Source organism: Ligilactobacillus agilis (genome assembly GCF_025311475.1).
GTDB classification, from domain to species: Bacteria; Bacillota; Bacilli; order Lactobacillales; family Lactobacillaceae; genus Ligilactobacillus; species Ligilactobacillus agilis.
Genome location: NZ_CP104397.1, coordinates 1,856,940 through 1,873,328, shown reverse-complemented (window position 1 = coordinate 1,873,328; position 16,389 = coordinate 1,856,940). Strand labels below are relative to the sequence as shown.

The following is a 16,389-nucleotide window of genomic DNA, read 5'->3' as shown; positions in this document are numbered from 1 at the left end:
TTATTAACGACTTTGAACGTCTGCTTCGTATTTCTTAGCGTAGGCTTGTTGGAGGACCTGCAAGGTGGCTAGATCCTTACCGCCGACTGGTTGACCGTCAAGTTCAACCGCCCGAATGCCTAAGCAAGCTGAGGAACTAACAATCACTTCATCGGCAGCTCTGAGGTCGTCCATGGTGAAAGGCGCTTCGGAAGTAGGAATGTTATTTTCCTTAGCTAGTTCCAAGAGGTGCTTGAGGGTAATCCCAGGTAAAATCAAGTTATCTCTTGGTGGGGTGCAAAGGACGCCATCCTTTAAAATCAAGATGTTTGAGTGGCCACATTCAGTTACCCGTTCTCCGCGGTGGAAGACCACTTCCTGACAGCCAGCTTCTTTAGCCCGTTGGCTGGCAATAACGTTAGGTAAGAGGTTCAGGGTCTTGATATTACAGTGCAAGAAGCGGGTATCTTCACGTGAAATTAACTTGAATTCGGCATCAAAAGGAATCAAGCCGAAAGGGGCCGTGAAGATAAGGAGGTTAGGTTGACTATCTTCTGGGAAGAGGTGGTTTCTAAGACCACTGCCCCGTGAGGTTTGCCAGTATAAAATCCCGGTATCGCTTTCGTTAGCGTCAATGACTTGGTAGAGTTTGTCCTTGAGTTCGCTTCTTGTTAGCGGAAATTTAATTTCCAATAGGCGACAACTGTTGTAGAACCGGTCGAGGTGGTCTTCTAGGGCGAAGGCGACGTTGTTTTTGAAAGTCGTTGCGTCATAACAACCATCCCCAAAGTACAAGGCCCGGTCAGTAGCAGGAATCATTAATTCGTCTAGGGGAGCGAGTGTCCCGTTGTAGTAACCAACTATCTGCATAAAAAATCCTCCTTTATGAGAAAACATAGAGCTAAACATTTGAATATCCTAATTTTAAGGTTTTCTAAGGGTCTTTGTCAAACCATTGCGACATTTGTTACAATGGATAGTAATAAACTAAAAGAGAGGATATCATGGCAGTTTTATTATTATTGACAATCTATATTGGTTTCATTGGCTTAGGAATTCCGGATTCGCTCTTTGGGCCAGCTTGGCCGGTAATCTACAAGGAATTCGGGGTTAGCCTAGCAAGTGCTAACTACGTTTCGTTTGTGATTTCGGGGCTGACGGTTGTTTCTAGCCTAGTGGCTCCCAGTGTTATTGCCCGCTTAAAAACGGCTAAGGTCGCAGCTTTAAGTACGGCGCTGACTGCTACTGGGCTGCTAGGCTTTGCTTACGCCCCTAATTTATGGTGGCTCTGCTTGTGGGGAATTCCGCTCGGCCTAGGGGCTGGTGCGATTGACACGGCCCTAAATAACTACGTGGCCTTGCACTATCACCCCAGTCAGATGAACTTTTTACACTGCTTTTATGGAATCGGGGTCTCACTGAGTCCGGCGATTATGTCCCTAGCCTTACAGGACCACAATAATTGGCGGGCGGGTTACCGGTGGGCCTTTTATATCCAAGCAGCGATTACCCTAATTATTGTGCTGTCATTTCCTTTGTGGCAAAAGGTTCACCCAGAGGTTAAGGAAGAAAAAGCTACCGTGCACAGCCACCCAGGCTTAATGGAGCTTTTAAAACAGCCGTTAGTGTTAACAACCTGCTTGGTCTTTATGGGGTCGGTGGCCATCGAAATTACCACCGGCTCTTGGGGGAGTACCTACCTGGTTAACGCTAAAAATTTGAGCCCGGAACTAGCTGCCGGATTGATTACCCTTTATTATGTGGGGATGGCTAGTGGCCGATTTTTTGGGGGAATTGCCGCTAATTACTGGCGGTGTTGGACCTTAATTAAACTAAGTGTTAGCTTAACCATCGTGGCAATTGGAATCTTATTTTTACCATTACCTGAGTTAGTAGCAGGGTTTGCCTTGTTCTTATTAGGCTTTAGTAACGGCCAGCTTTACCCTAACCTGCTAGCCCTAACTCCGGTTCACTTTGGTAAAGAGGCCTCCCAAACGGTAATGGGCCTGCAGCTAGCCTTCTCTTACGGAGGTGGCTTGTTATTGCTCCCAATCTTATTTGGTTATATTGCCCAGGCCTTCGGCAGTGGCTTATTTGCGACCTACCTCCTAGTCTTAGCACTAGTAACTCTAGTCTCAATGCTTATGCTGCTTTACCTATTAAAGCAAGCAGGCATTAAGCAACAGTAATAATAAAGCCAACTCGAACTTAATCGGGTTGGCTTTATTTATTAACGATTGAAATAAACGAGGGTTTGGCTGGAGTCGGTCAATTCAACCAGGCTAACCGCTGCGTTTAATGGTTCATTCATATTAACCAGGTTATTAATCCCGAGGACGTAGTCGAGCATTAACTTGATGGTAAAGCCGTGTGAGACAACTAGGACTGCTTCATCAGGATACTTAGCAACTAAATCGCCAAAGAGGGCGGCAATTTTAGCTTTAACCTCGTCGTAGGTATCACCGCCAGAAGTTTCCCAGGAATTAGGGAGCAAGTTATGCTTGGCATCGAAGTATTGGGGAAATTTAGCCCAGACATCGGCTTCGAGCATCCCGTCCCAGTTACCGTAGTCATATTCGACTAGGCGGGGGTCAAAGGTGATGGTGCGGTCGGCCCCGGCGATGATGGTAGCAGTTTGTGCGGCACGAAGTAGGGGGCTAGCAACTACCTTAGAGAAGCTTACGTCACTTAAAGCTTCCTTAGTAGCAAAGGCTTGCTTGATGCCCGTTTGGGTTAGCGGGGTGTCAACCTTGCTTCCCTGTAAGATGCCGTTGGCGTTAGCTTGGCTTTGGCCGTGGCGGACGATATACAATTTGGTCATAAAAAACCCTCCCACTGACTATTTTTCTACAGCATAGCAAGTTAGGGAGGTTTTAACAAGTCTAAATTGAAAAGTAAAGCATGCTACTAGCTAAAGCACCTAGGTAGACGCTAACTCCGCTAATGATTAGGAGTGCGCAGGCTAGGAAAACCTTGCTAAAAGTATTCAGGGTCTTGAAGTATTCGTGGGTAAAAATCCGGTAGAGCAAGATTACGAAAAAGGGAACCGAGATTAATAACCAGGATAATTGCACAATATAAGCCAAGCGGTAAATAGCGACCGACTTGGTGAGATTTTGAATGGTCATCAGGCGCCCCAATTCAAAAATGAAGTAGCTCATAAAACAGACTTGCTCTAAAATGGTGTACCACCGCCAAGCCCAACGAAAACGTAGTTTATGTGTGACTACAAACATTAAAAAGATATAGCAGAAAGCTAGGAAAAAAGTATACCAACGAGTAGCAAAGAAATTAGCGATGATTAGGTACATGTTTGCGTCACCTCTCTTAAAATTATTTACTTTTATAATAACAGTTTCAAAAGTGATGATAAAGTAGCAAAGCCGAATTATCATCATTTGTTAGCTAGTTATTAGTTGGTTTTTGCCTAAGTCTAATCCATTGAAGGGCTTTTCTCAAAAATTAAATTTCTAAATATACTAAAAAGTGGTACTAACATTATTGTTAGTACCACTTTTAGTTACCATCATTAGCCGCAGATTAGTAAAATTTTCTAATTTTTATTCTAAGGATTTCCATTCCCAAGCTTCAACTTCTGGCAGGTCCGTACCTTCATCACGGATGTATTGGTGGTGTTTAGCCACTTTAGCATCCATTTCTGCCACGATTTGTCCGTACTTGTCAGCGTCAGGCAAGCTTAATACAGCAGCCTTGACTAAGTCGAAGCGGTCCATTTGGTTCAAGACCCGCATGTCAAATGGGGTGGTGATATCACCGTTTTCACGGTAACCATGGATGGACAGGTTGTGGTTGTGACGGTCAAAGAAGATGTCACGGATTAAGCCTTCGTAACCGTGGAAGGCAAAGATTACCGGCACGTCCTTGGTGAAGTAAGCGTCGAATTCAGCGTCGCTTAAGCCCCGAGGGTCAACCTTAGGTGAGCGGAGCTTCAAGAGGTCAACCACGTTGATGAAGCGAATCTTCAGGTCAGGTAATTTTTCGTGCAAGATGGAGATAGCTGCTAAGGCTTCTAAGTTAGGTTCAGTTCCGGCGGCAGCAATGACTACATCTGGCTTAGCGTTCTTATCTGTTGAAGCCCAATCGATAATCTTCAAGCCATTGTCGACTAATTCCTTAGCTTCGGCGGCTGAGTAGAATTGTTGCCGTGGGTGCTTAGAAGAAACGATTAAGTTAATCTTATCCCGGTCGTTTAAGACCTTGTCAAAGACGGCTAATAATGAGTTGGCATCAGCTGGTAAGTATTCTCTGATGAACTCTGGTTTCTTATCAGCTAAGTGACCTAAGATACCAGGATCTTGGTGGGTGTAGCCGTTGTGGTCTTGTTGGAAGACGGTGGAAGTTGCGACAACGTTTAAGGATGGAACTGAAGTCCGCCATGGTTGTTCCTTAGCTTTACGTAACCACTTGAAGTGTTGCGTTAACATGGAGTCAACCACACGTAAGAAGGCTTCGTAACTAGCGAAGAAACCGTGACGGCCAGTTAAGACGTAACCTTCCAAGAAACCTTCGTCTTGGTGTTCTGATAACTGGGAGTCGATGATGCGTCCGGCTGGAGCTAAGAATTCATCGTTAGGTTCCTTAATAGGGCTTAACCATTGCCGGTTAGTTTCCTTAAAGAGTGGGGCTAAGCGGTTGGACATGGTTTCATCAGGTCCAAAGATACGGAAGTTCTTGTTAGCCGCATTTTCCTTAACAACATCTTCGAGGTAAGTCCCTAAGACGGTCATGTCTTGAGCGACTGTTTGCCCCTTAACGGTAGTATCAACCGCATAGTTGCGGAAGTCAGGTTTAACCAGGTCGCGGATTAACTTACCGGGGTTGGTGTGAGGGTTAGCCGCCATTCGCTTGTCACCCTTAGGGGCAATGGCCTTGATTTCGGCCTTCAATGTCCCGTTTTCGTCAAAGAGTTCTTCTGGGCGGTAGCTTTCCAACCAGGCAACCAAGGCATCAGCGTGTTGCATGTCGTTTTGGTCGACTGGAATTGGAATTTGGTGGGCCCTAAATGATTTTTCGATTGGAACATTATCCCAAGTCTTAGGACCAGTCCAGCCTTTAGGTGCCCGGAAGATAATCATTGGCCAAACAGGTAAGCTAGCATCGTTGTTTTGGCGGGCGTTAGCTTGGATAGCTTTAATTTCTTCGATTGCTTGGTCCAGTGCTTGGGCCATCAATGGGTGGAGCTTTTCAGGGTCGTCGCCTTCGACAAAGATTGGGTGCCAGCCCATTCCTTCGAAGTACTTTTGTAAGTTTTCGTTTGATTCCCGGGAAAGGATGGTTGGGTTAGAAATCTTGAACCCATTGAGGTCTAAGATTGGCAAGACCGCCCCGTCATTGATTGGGTTGATGAACTTGTTAGATTGCCATGAAGTAGCAAGTGGACCAGTTTCGGCTTCCCCATCACCAACGACAGCAGCAACGATTAAGTCAGGGTTATCTAAGATGGCCCCCGTTGCGTGTGAGATGGAGTAACCTAATTCGCCCCCTTCGTGGATGGAGCCTGGTGTTTCTGGGGCGGCGTGAGAAGCGACCCCGCCAGGGAAGGAGAAGCGCTTGAAGAGTTTCTTCATTCCGGCTTCGTCTTCAGTAATGTCTGGATAAATTTCTGTGTACGAACCATCGAGGTAGGAGTTAGACACCATCACTTGACCACCATGCCCAGGTCCTTCTACGTAGAACATGTTCAAGTCGTACTTATTAATTACCCGGTTTAAGTGGGCGTAGATGAAGTTTTGGCCGGCAATAGTTCCCCAGTGACCGATTGGCTTGACCTTAACGTCGCTAGCCTTTAAGGGCCGACGTAAGAGGGGGTTGTCCTTTAAGTATAATTGCCCAACTGAGACGTAGTTAGCTGCGCGCCAGTAAGCATCGAGTTTATTTAAATATTCTTTAGATGAATAATCTACTGTCATTTTTTGTCGCTCCTTTGATTTAAAGCTTAACCTAATTTTTTACACTTTGATAATAACGTTTTCTAAAATAAATGTCAACCTATTTTTAAATTGGACCGTCCCAATTTAAAAAATGAGGCTAAAAAAACAGACCCCAAGTTAATGGAGCCAGTGTTAGTGAACCGAGACAAAGGTGTTGAATTTTAAATACTTGTAGTGCAAGCGCATGTGAGAAAATTCAAAGGGGGTACCGTTATCTAAGAAGAAAATCCCTTCCATAATTCCAGTCGGTTCGTTGACCTGTAACCCTAGGAGTTCGCGGTCGTTTTCGGTAGAAGGTTCAGCAAAAACGGACATAAACGACTTGGTGACAGACTGCTTGTACTGCTTTTCTAGGTACTTGAAAATGGAATTTTCAATGTCCTTGCGACTTAACTGGGGCATGATTTTAATGGGGATGTAGCCTGTCTCAATCATGAAGGGAGTCGCCCCAAAAGAGCGAAGGCGCACGATTTTATAGACGAAATCTTCTTCGTTTAAGAATAAATCGCGTTGCAATTCCTTAGAGGGGAGGGTGACTTCAAAACTTAAGACCTTGGTGGTTGGTTTTTTACCATCCATTTGAAAGTTGTCGGTAACCCCTAGATTACTAGCGGCTTCGTAGTTAAAGACCGATTCATTTTTGAGGTAGAGGGGGTTGATAAAAGTGCCCGACCCCCGCTTTTTAAAGATGATGCCATCGTTAGCCATCTTTGCTAAGGCCCGTTTGATGGAGCTGCGACTAACCTGGTAGCTTTCTGCCAAACTGCGTTCGTCTGGGAGGCGCATATCTGAAAATTCGTTAGCAAAGATGCGCTTTTTTAAGTCTTTAATTACTTGTTGATAGACTAGTTCAGCCATGAGTCCACCTCCTTTTTGAAATAATTAGCTAATGTAATTGTAACCACAACTTCTAATTTTTCACAAGTAAAATTGTGAAAATGCTTTTTTATGCTCCAAGATACTGGTAGAATATAAGAGGTTGGATATTTATCCATCTCCTGTAGATTTTGCAGGAAAGCCCTTTTGGTAGGGGGCTTTTCTAGAATAGGAGGACATAATGTCTATTTTAGTTTTAGGTGGTGCGGGTTACATTGGTTCCCACACTGTAGATCGTTTAGTTAATACTACTGACGAAGAAGTAGTTGTGGTTGATAGTTTAGTTACGGGGCACAGAGCTGCGGTCAATCCCCAAGCTAAGTTTTACCAAGGTGATTTAGCGGATAAGGATTTCATGCGCAAGGTCTTCACAGAAAATCCTGAAATCGACGCGGTGATTCACTTTGCTGCCTTCTCTTTGGTGGCCGAATCAATGACTAATCCTTTGAAGTATTTCGACAATAACACTGCCGGAATGGTTAAACTCCTAGAAGTAATGAACGAGTTTAAGATTAATAAGATTGTCTTTTCATCTACAGCCGCTACTTACGGGATTCCTGAAAAGATGCCAATCTATGAAGATGATCCTCAAAACCCAATCAACCCTTATGGTGAAAGTAAGTTAATGATGGAAAAAATCATGGCCTGGGCTGATAAGGCTTACGGAACTAAGTTCGTAGCGCTTCGTTACTTTAACGTGGCTGGGGCTAAGCCAGATGGTTCCATCGGGGAAGACCACGGGCCAGAAACCCACTTATTGCCAATCGTTTTACAAGTTGCCCAAGGTAAGCGCGACAAGTTGATGATCTTTGGTGATGATTACAATACGCCAGACGGGACCAACGTTCGTGACTACGTTCACCCATACGACTTAGCAGATGCCCACATCTTAGCAGTCAACTACCTAAGAGCAGGTAATGAATCAAATGCCTTTAACCTAGGTTCATCCACTGGTTTTTCTAACTTAGAAATCCTTAAGGCTGCGCGGGAAGTAACTGGCAAGGAAATCCCTGCCGAAATCGCTGGTCGTCGTGGCGGTGATCCTGATACATTAATTGCTGCCTCTGATAAGGCTCGCAAGGTCTTGGGTTGGCAACCAGAATTTGATGACATTAAAAAGATTATCGCAACTGCTTGGAAGTGGCACTCAACTCATCCAAACGGTTACGATGACCGTAAATAAACTCTAAAAATTACCCGTCCAGGTTTTTGACTTGGACGGGTAATTTTTTATGGAGGCTAGCAAAAAGGCAACCTTACCACACTTTGTAGCAAGGTTGCCTTTTGAATTGATATTTTAAAACTAGACTTCTTGTAGTAGTGATTGGGCTGAATCAACAGAAACAGGTAGATAGCCCAAGCCAACGTTAGTTGAGTTAAGTTCTAAGCGGTAGTCGTTCTCCAAAGCGGGAACCAACTTCGATAATTCGTTTAACTGTTCGGATTCGAAGCGGTTGAACGAAAAATTACGCTTATTTCTCATCTTGTCTTCCAGGTTAAGTGAGAAGACCACATCTAAAAAGTGGCCAGTTTCACTATTTTCTAGGCGCCAGGCCTTAGCTTCCGTCATTCTTGATTCGAGTTTTTTAATAATTGTTTCGTTCATGAGAACATCTCCCTTTCAGTAGCAAACTTACTCAACTTTGGTTGATAAATATACCATACACCTATGAAAACGATATTTCAAGTGTTTATTTTATAAAAATAATTATTTAATTACAAATCATTATCCGTGAGTGATTGTAAGTAGTTTTTGCTTCTAATCTAAAAAGATGATTAAATCAAAGTTTTGGCTGAAAGAATTGGCTGGAAATTAACTTGAATAAGTGACTGATTAAGATAAAACGCTAATAAAAATCGTTATTTATCTTTTTTTATTTTAAAATACGTACAAAAACGCAAACTAGACCAATTTTGGTTGCTTACAACTCATCTAACTAATTTTATGTAAACGCTATTATTTAAAGCGATTTTGCGCTAAAATAAGGGGGTAGAATTGCTTGAAATATTATCCGGAGGGAATTAATTACTATGGATATTTACAGAACAGAAGTTGAAAAGTACAAAACACATTTAGTTACTAAGGTTACGTTGGTAAACGATAATGGGGTCTCCATTTCTTGTTTGACGATGGGAGCAACTTGGCAAGAATTTTCCGTTCCCCAAGCAGATGGGTCTAAGAAAAACTTGCTTTTGAGTTTTGACAAGCCAGCAGACTACTATGCTAACGGCTTGTGCACTTGCCAATCAATTGGCCGGGTGGCTGGGCGCATTAAGGATGGTCGCTTTAGATTAGACGGTAAAGAAATACAGCTACCGCAAAATGAGAAGGGAAACTGTCTTCACGGGGGGCCACACGGCTTCAATCATACTAACTGGAAGTACACGACTTCACGTAATGACAGCAGTGTAAGTGTCATTTTCCAACAAAAGATTCGGCAAGCAATCGATGGGTTTCCAGGTGATATCCTGGCAACTGTCATCTATACTTTGGATAATTCTAACCGGGTAACGATTGCTTATAGCGCTTTGGGTGGTGAGGTTGATACCCTCTTTAATCCAACTTGTCACGTCTACTTTAACTTGAGTAACCGACAAGATTTATCAACCCACAGCTTACAAATCAACAGTGATGGTTACCTAGAAACTGATGATGAATTAATCCCAACTGGCCGGGTAAAAGATGTTGAAGCTAGTCCTTATGACTTTAGAAAGATGAAGAACTTACAAGTGGCAATCGCAGAAAACCATGGGTTTGATGATGCCTTTGTAGTCAACGGTCCAGGGAAGGCAACCATGCCAATTGCCGTATTACGGGATGATGAAAGTGGCGATCAAGTTACAATTGATTCAGATCGGAATGGCTTGGTGATGTATACCATGCATGAAATCGAACCAGGGATTTACTTCTCTAGGGATAATGGCAAAGAAGCAATCGGGGGCGAAGGAATCGCTTTAGAAGCGCAAACCTTACCAGACGCTATCAACCAAGCTAACTTTGGCGACATTGTGTTACCACGTCAAGGAAAGAAAACTTACAGAATCCAATTTGCCTATGACAACGTCTTACCTAAAGAATAACTGGTTGGCTAAGTAAATAATTATTAGAGTCCTTAAGGTCAAACTTAGGGGCCCTTTTTTATTAGAAAATGCTAAAAAATAAAAAATGAAAAAATAAATTGAGGCATTTCTGCGTATGTATATAGTGAGGGGTCATTTTGATACCATCTCAGATGGCCTTCTCATATAATAACTAAAGGAGATGTTTCCATGAAACATTACAACAATAGACGGCGCCATTTTTTAGAGGAGTGGGAGCAGTCGGATATCAGTAATGACTACATCTTTAGCAAGTTGATGGCCCAACCCCAGTTGTGTTTACAACTGATTAAGGCCGCCTTACCCCAGCTAAAGATTAAACGAGTCTACGTTCGTTCCCAGGATGGGCTTAGTGCTAACGTCGATGCTAAAGACGTCCGCTTAGATATTTCCGCCTACGGTGAAGGTGGTGAGATGTTTGATATTGAGATGCAAACCATCCGGCCAAAGTATCTGATGCAACGCATCTTGTATTACCACTCCACCATGATTACGGAGCGCCTCTACCCCCGGGAAAGTTACGGTGAGATTCCCAAAACTTATGTGATCTTCATCTGTTTATTTGATTGGTACCGGCTAGGCAATTCTTTTTACGAGGTCAACTTGGTGCCAAACGGGGTCAATGAGCTTAAGTTTAAGGATGGGTTTGTCTCCTTAATTCTTAACCCCTACGGGGACATGACCGGCTGTAGTGAGGAATTACAAGACTTCTTCGACTTAGTTGCCGGTCGGCCCGCAGGGAGAACGGATTTTGTCAGGGAAGTTAAGTACGCAGTAAAGTTAGCTAAAAGAAGAAACGACTGGAGGGATTGTTATATGTTAGTAAAAGATTGGGTCCAAGACCGTGTAGATTATGCAGTGGAACAGAACACGATAACTATGCAGGAAAAATTTGCCCAGCAGTTAATCAAAAAAGCCATATCTACTGAGCAAGACTATGACTCATTAAGAGCAGATTTAATTGACTTCTTTGATGAGGATTTTGCCGATAAGATGTTAGCCAAATACTATCAGCAAGCTTAATGCGGACTTGCCGTTAAGCTAGAATTAAAGCCAGCTTTCCTTTACGCACAGGAAAGCTGGCTTTAGTTTGGACTTAATTTTTCTTACCAACGGCTAGGATAAAGACGGTACTTAAGATTAGGAAACTGCCCAAGTATTCGGCCCAGTTATAACTAGCGTTAAAGAAAAGCATGGTACCGATCGCAGCTGTTAGTGGCTCGAAGGTATCAAGTAAGGCTGCCACGGTTGAATTAATATAATTCATACTGTGGAGAAAGAGGAGGTAAGAGAGGGTCGTCCCAATTAGGGTGATTAAAATAATGCAGCTAGTGTTAATCAAGGAAAATGTTGGTAGGCCTACCCAAAAGGGGTGGCCGACTTCAAAGATAATGCCCCCAATTAACAAGCCCCAACCAAGGATTGTGAGCGAACTATATTTTTTCAATAGTCCAACCGGTAAAACAGCTAACCCGGTGCCGCACAGAACCAAGAGGCTCCCGTCGCGCAGGGTAGCCGGGCTTAATGCAATATTTAGCCCATGACCGCGGGTTACTAAAAGGTAGGTCCCGATTAAGGCGATGATTACAGCTAGATATTCTTGCCGCCGTGGTCGTTGGTGGAAAACTAAGGCGGAATAGATAATAACCCCGACCACCCCGAGGGTTTGAAGGATGGTTGCGATGGCGGCGTTGCTGTCATAGACGGTAAGCGAATAAGTTAGTTGGACTCCGGCCAGCCCGACTAAACCATAGGCGGCCACTTGTAAGTAATCGCTAGGGTGCCGCCAAACTTCAAAAAGTTTATTACCTTCTGTGTGGTAGGCAGCCAGTAAGACGATAAAAGCTGAGATGAGCGTTTTAACCCCCATCAGCCACCCAATTGAGACGTCCGTTTCTTTGAAAAGATATTGGGATAACAGTCCGGTAAAGCCCCATAAAATGGCGGCGCTAGTGGCAAAGACGATTCCTAAGCTAGCTTTTTTAGTCACATTAATCCTTCTTTCTTAAGCAATATCTAATTAATTATAAGCCGTTGTTCCAAATAATTCAGCAAAAGTTTAGGGAGTGGTTAAAGACTTTTTGCGTCAATGATTGTAAAATAAGGTTAAATGACCTAAGAGAGGGATGGTGGCGTGGAAAATTTAAATCTTTGGCAAAAATTTATTGCTAATGAGCGCTTTAGAAGGTTTGTTGTGTTAGCAGGGTTAATTGGAATTTTGTATCTAGTCAGAAGCTTAATGAGCATTATTTTGTTAACCTTCATCTTCACCTTTTTGGTGGTGCGAGCGGTTAGCTGGGTACAAAAGTACCTTAAGTTACCGTCACGCTTAATAGTAATTGTGATTTACGCCTTATTAATTGCTTTGATTTACCTTGGAATTACCATCTACGTTCCTAAGTTAATTGTGCAATCGGAGTTGATGGTAAAATCAGTCCTAAAATTTTACCAAAATATGCCGGCTGACACCAACAAGGTGTGGGCTTACATTTCCAGTTATATCAATAGCTCGGAGATTATGAAGCAGGTAAAAAATGGGGCCGGCATTCTGTTGAAATACATTACTAGCATTGGTTCTATGGGCTTTACATTCCTGATGTCCCTATTATTGTCCTTCTTTTTCACGGTGGAAAAAGACGAGATGTACACTTTTTCTAAGAGTTTCTTAAAGGGACCTAATTCTTGGCTCTTCAAGGATATTTACCACTTTGCTAAGATCTTCGTTAACACCTTCGGGGTAGTAATGGAAGCCCAGTTTATGATTGCCTTGGTTAACACGGCCATTACCTTGGTTTGTTTAAGCATGATGAAAATGCCCCAAATCATTAGTTTAGGCCTGATGATTTTTGTTCTCAGCCTAGTGCCGGTTGCTGGGGTGATTATCTCAGCTATCCCGCTAAGTTTTATCGCCTATTCTGTGGGTGGAATTCGGGACGTAATTTATGTTATCGTAATGCTACTGGTAGTCCATGCGCTAGAGTCATATATTTTAAATCCAAAATTAATGTCATCTAAGACAGAATTACCAATCTTTTATACCTTTGTGGTGCTGGTAGCGTCTGAACACTTATTTGGAGTTTGGGGCTTAATTGTTGGGATTCCCATCTTTACCTTCGCACTCGATGTCTTAGGAGTTAAACCGGTGAGCATCAAGCATCAAGGGTATCAAGCTAAAGTTAAAAAGCTAGGGAGGAAGAAGTAGGATGGATAAAGAAACGTTTGTAAAAGAATATGCGGTTGAACGCCAAAATACGGATGCCGTCAAATGGGATGGCTTGGAAGCAGAATTTGGGGCCAGTGACCTATTACCACTTTGGGTGGCCGATACGGAATTTAAGGCGCCTAAAGCGGTGCTTGAAGCCATGGTTAAGCGGGTAGAACACGGGGCCTTTGGTTACTCAATGACTCCCGCTGCTTATTTTGATGCCTACTTTACTTGGCAAAAAGAGCGTTACGGAATTGAGTTACATAAGGACTGGCTTAGGTTTGGAACCGGGGTAGTGCAGTCGTTAAGCACAGTAATCCAATTCTTAACCGAAGAAAACGACGCGGTGATGGTTATGCAACCAGTCTATTATCCCTTCATGCGGGTAATTGAAAATAACCACCGTAAGTTAGTGATTTCCAACTTAAAACAAGTTGACGGAAAATACGTCATGGATTTAGAAGACATGCGCCAAAAGATGGAGGCTAATCAAGTTAGGGCGTTAGTTTTATGTAGTCCCCATAATCCGGTTGGGCGAGTTTGGTCGGAAGCGGAACTAGAAGCGGTGCTAGAGCTTTGCCGCCAGGAACAAGTTCACGTGATTTCTGACGAAATTCACCATGATTTGATTATGGGTAAGCGGCCGTTTGTGTCGGCTTTATCAATTAAGGATGGTTACTACCGGGATAACTTGGTGGTTTTAGACGCTCCGTCTAAGACGTTTAACCTAGCGGCTTTACAAAATAGTCATGTGATTATTCCTAACCCCCAACTACGTGACCGTTATGACGAACACGTTGCTAAGTTATCTTCGCCAGCAGGAAGCTTGTTAGGAAAAGTAGCAGCCCAAGCAGCTTATAGTGAGGGAGCAGACTGGTTAGCTGGCTTTATTAAGGTGGTGCAAGCTAACTTTGACTACGTTAAGACAGAATTAACCCAAGCTTTCCCAGCAATTAAGGTGAGTGATTTAGAGGGAACTTACCTAATGTGGATTGATTTATCCGGCGTGATTGCTAAGGAAGAAGTAACTGATTTAGTTAAGAAGCAAGCCAAGTTAGCGGTTGACTTTGGCGACTGGTTTGGTCAAGCCGGCTTAGGCTTTATCCGCTTGAACCTGGGAACTACGCCAGCCAACATTGAAAAGGCGGTCGCCGCTTTGATTAAGGCTTTGAAAGAAAAGCAAGCTTAATTTATCACAAGGGCTAGGAATTTTTTCCTATTCAGTGTAAAATACAGGTGTAAACAATTTTTATTTTAAGAAAGAGGTTTTATACTGATATGTCAAAATTAGTATTTATCCGTCACGGTCAAAGTGAATGGAACTTAAAGAACCTATTCACTGGTTGGGTAGACGTTAACTTGAGTGAACAAGGTGAACAAGAAGCTAAAGAAGCTGGTCGCAAGTTAAAGGAAGCAGGGATTGAATTTGATCAAGCCTACACTTCAGTTTTAACTCGTGCCATCAAGACTTTGCACTTCGCTTTGGAAGAATCAGGTCAACTTTGGATTCCAGAAGAAAAGTCATGGCGTTTAAACGAACGTCACTACGGTGCTTTACAAGGTAAGAACAAGCAAGCCGCAGCTGAAAAGTACGGTGACGAACAAGTTCACATCTGGCGTCGTTCTTATGACGTATTACCTCCATTATTGGATGCAAACGATGAAGGTTCAGCAGCTAACGACCGTCGTTACGCTAACTTAGACCCACGCATCGTTCCAGGTGGGGAAAACTTAAAGGTTACTTTGGAACGCGTTATCCCATTCTGGGAAGACAAGATTGCTCCAGACTTATTAGCTGGTAAGAACGTAATCGTTGCTGCCCACGGTAACTCACTACGTGCCTTGACTAAGTACATCGAACAAATTTCTGATGAAGACATCATGAACGTAGAAATGGCTACTGGCCAACCAGTTGTTTACGACTTAGACGATAAGTTAAACATCGTCAACAAAGAAAAGCTTTAAGATTAGGCTTTCTTTGAAATCCTCCAAACTCGTAGTTGAGTTTGGGGGATTTTCTTTTGCCTTTAAACTTGCTAGAATGTGGATAATTAAATTGCGAGGTGGATAGCAATGATGATTAGACAGATTAAACCTAGTGATAACCCAGTGTTAGCGCAAATCATTCGTGCTAGCTTAGAGGAAGCAAAGCTAGCGTTGCCAGGGACAGCCTATTTCGATGCTAGCTTAGATAATTTAAGTGAATTTTATTTGGCTAAACCTAGACGCTGTTACTTTGTCCTTGAGGAAGAAGGTCAGGTTTTAGGTGGTGCCGGGGTTGCCGAATTTGACTCAGCCAATAAGATTGCGGAGTTACAAAAGCTATACTTGACCACCGAAGCTCGGGGCCAGGGGTTAAGCAAGCTATTGCTCGGTAAGTGTGAGCAGTTCGCGCAAGCAGCAGGTTACCATGAACTTTACTTGGAATCCCACCATAATTTGCAAGTTGCGCTGCAGTTGTATGAGCGGATGGGCTATCGAAGCTGCCAAGGTTTAGCTGGCAGTGAGCATAGTTTGATGGATAGATTTTTTGTAAAAGAACTTAGTAGAAAATAAGTATGCTAAAATTGTTGGTGAGATTAGACTTTAAAAAGGAAGCGATACTAATGACGGTAATTAAAGCTAAAGCGGTAATTTTTGACATGGACGGGGTGATTGTTGATTCCGAGCCTAACATTATGGAAGCTAAGCAAAATGTTTTGCACAAATACGGAGTTTATAAACCACTCAGTTACCACTTTAAATTTATGGGGATGTCTTTTCGAGATATCTGGGCACAAACCAGGCAGGAACTCGACTTGCCGGCAAGCACGGAACAATTAATGGCAGAATATTTTGAAGAAGTAGCTCAAGTTAGGGCTAAAAATGGGCTTCAAAGCATTGCGGGTACGGTGGAATTTATTAAGGCCTTGGCTCAAAATGATTTCAAGCTCGCGCTGGCTTCCTCTTCACCGTTAGCGGATATTGAGGAAGTTTTAACGACCTTTGGAATAAAGGAACTATTTTCAGCTGTCATTTCAGGGGCCGAGTTAGCCCACCCTAAACCTGCGCCAGATATCTTCTTACTGGCAATGGAAAAGCTAGGGGTGAAGGCTAGTGAGAGTCTAGTGGTTGAAGATTCGGTCAACGGGGTAAAGGCTGGCTTAGCTGCTGGGGCGCAACTACTGGTCTTTAATGACCCGCGTTATAATCCTAACCGCCAGATTGAGGGTGTTAACCTGGTTACGACTATGACTAACTTAAAAGTAGGGCCTGAAAAAATTAGCTATTAAAAAACGG

General features: G+C 43.2%; 16 protein-coding genes. 9 read left to right on the top strand and 7 right to left on the bottom strand.

The window, feature by feature from the left end:
• Positions 1–3 precede the first annotated feature (3 nt).
• Positions 4–849 (bottom strand): aminotransferase class IV, encoded by an 846-nt coding sequence (locus N4597_RS09425; protein ID WP_260903606.1) that lies wholly within the window; start codon positions 847–849, stop codon positions 4–6.
• A 134-nt stretch (positions 850–983) separates the two neighbouring features.
• On the opposite strand from N4597_RS09425, the gene N4597_RS09420 reads away from it, so the two are divergent.
• Positions 984–2,168: an MFS transporter gene (locus N4597_RS09420; protein ID WP_260903603.1), complete on the top strand. Its 1,185-nt coding sequence runs from the start codon at positions 984–986 to the stop codon at positions 2,166–2,168.
• A 41-nt stretch (positions 2,169–2,209) separates the two neighbouring features.
• Here N4597_RS09420 and N4597_RS09415 read toward each other — a convergent pair whose 3' ends face one another.
• The 4 genes from N4597_RS09415 to N4597_RS09400 all read right to left on the bottom strand — a co-directional run bounded on the left by N4597_RS09415 (position 2,210) and on the right by N4597_RS09400 (position 6,788).
• Positions 2,210–2,800: a histidine phosphatase family protein gene (locus tag N4597_RS09415; protein ID WP_167589794.1), complete on the bottom strand. Its 591-nt coding sequence runs from the start codon at positions 2,798–2,800 to the stop codon at positions 2,210–2,212.
• 61 nt (positions 2,801–2,861) lie between these two features.
• The gene (locus tag N4597_RS09410) at positions 2,862–3,140 is read right to left on the bottom strand and encodes a hypothetical protein (protein ID WP_170091496.1); all 279 of its coding nucleotides are present in this window, start codon (positions 3,138–3,140) and stop codon (positions 2,862–2,864) included.
• Positions 3,141–3,539: 399 nt separating this feature from the next.
• Positions 3,540–5,909, bottom strand: coding sequence for a phosphoketolase family protein (locus N4597_RS09405; RefSeq protein ID WP_172583983.1), 2,370 nt, complete (start codon positions 5,907–5,909; stop codon positions 3,540–3,542).
• 153 nt (positions 5,910–6,062) lie between these two features.
• Positions 6,063–6,788 (bottom strand): GntR family transcriptional regulator, encoded by a 726-nt coding sequence (locus N4597_RS09400; protein ID WP_056976537.1) that lies wholly within the window; start codon positions 6,786–6,788, stop codon positions 6,063–6,065.
• A gap of 199 nt (positions 6,789–6,987) precedes the next feature.
• Here N4597_RS09400 and galE point away from each other — a divergent pair, with 199 nt between their 5' ends.
• Positions 6,988–7,989, top strand: a complete 1,002-nt coding sequence (galE, locus tag N4597_RS09395) for a UDP-glucose 4-epimerase GalE (RefSeq protein WP_089145142.1) — start codon at positions 6,988–6,990, stop codon at positions 7,987–7,989.
• Between the two features lie 120 nt (positions 7,990–8,109).
• Here the strand turns inward: galE and N4597_RS09390 are convergent, their stop codons facing one another.
• Entirely contained in the window at positions 8,110–8,412 is a 303-nt protein-coding gene (locus N4597_RS09390) for a hypothetical protein (RefSeq protein WP_050610703.1), read from the bottom strand.
• Between the two features lie 425 nt (positions 8,413–8,837).
• Here N4597_RS09390 and N4597_RS09385 point away from each other — a divergent pair, with 425 nt between their 5' ends.
• On the top strand, positions 8,838–9,887 hold the full coding sequence (locus tag N4597_RS09385) for an aldose epimerase family protein (protein ID WP_050610704.1): 1,050 nt from the start codon (positions 8,838–8,840) through the stop codon (positions 9,885–9,887).
• A gap of 189 nt (positions 9,888–10,076) precedes the next feature.
• Entirely contained in the window at positions 10,077–10,928 is an 852-nt protein-coding gene (locus N4597_RS09380) for an Rpn family recombination-promoting nuclease/putative transposase (RefSeq protein WP_260903595.1), read from the top strand.
• 73 nt (positions 10,929–11,001) lie between these two features.
• Here the strand turns inward: N4597_RS09380 and N4597_RS09375 are convergent, their stop codons facing one another.
• Positions 11,002–11,895, bottom strand: coding sequence for a DMT family transporter (locus tag N4597_RS09375; protein WP_260903592.1), 894 nt, complete (start codon positions 11,893–11,895; stop codon positions 11,002–11,004).
• Between the two features lie 144 nt (positions 11,896–12,039).
• Here N4597_RS09375 and N4597_RS09370 point away from each other — a divergent pair, with 144 nt between their 5' ends.
• The 5 genes from N4597_RS09370 to N4597_RS09350 all read left to right on the top strand — a co-directional run bounded on the left by N4597_RS09370 (position 12,040) and on the right by N4597_RS09350 (position 16,382).
• A complete protein-coding gene (locus N4597_RS09370; RefSeq protein ID WP_089145145.1) occupies positions 12,040–13,107 on the top strand; it encodes an AI-2E family transporter in 1,068 nt (355 codons plus the stop codon).
• Between the two features lies 1 nt (position 13,108).
• Positions 13,109–14,299 carry a MalY/PatB family protein gene (locus N4597_RS09365; RefSeq protein WP_101812193.1) on the top strand — a complete coding sequence of 397 codons (1,191 nt, stop codon included), beginning with the start codon at positions 13,109–13,111 and terminating at the stop codon, positions 14,297–14,299.
• Between the two features lie 89 nt (positions 14,300–14,388).
• Complete coding sequence (locus tag N4597_RS09360; RefSeq protein WP_056976542.1) at positions 14,389–15,075, top strand: 2,3-diphosphoglycerate-dependent phosphoglycerate mutase; 687 nt, start codon at positions 14,389–14,391, stop codon at positions 15,073–15,075.
• Positions 15,076–15,183: 108 nt separating this feature from the next.
• The gene (locus tag N4597_RS09355) at positions 15,184–15,666 is read left to right on the top strand and encodes a GNAT family N-acetyltransferase (RefSeq protein WP_167589786.1); all 483 of its coding nucleotides are present in this window, start codon (positions 15,184–15,186) and stop codon (positions 15,664–15,666) included.
• Positions 15,667–15,716: 50 nt separating this feature from the next.
• A complete protein-coding gene (locus tag N4597_RS09350) occupies positions 15,717–16,382 on the top strand; it encodes an HAD family hydrolase (protein ID WP_167589785.1) in 666 nt (221 codons plus the stop codon).
• Positions 16,383–16,389 lie beyond the last annotated feature (7 nt).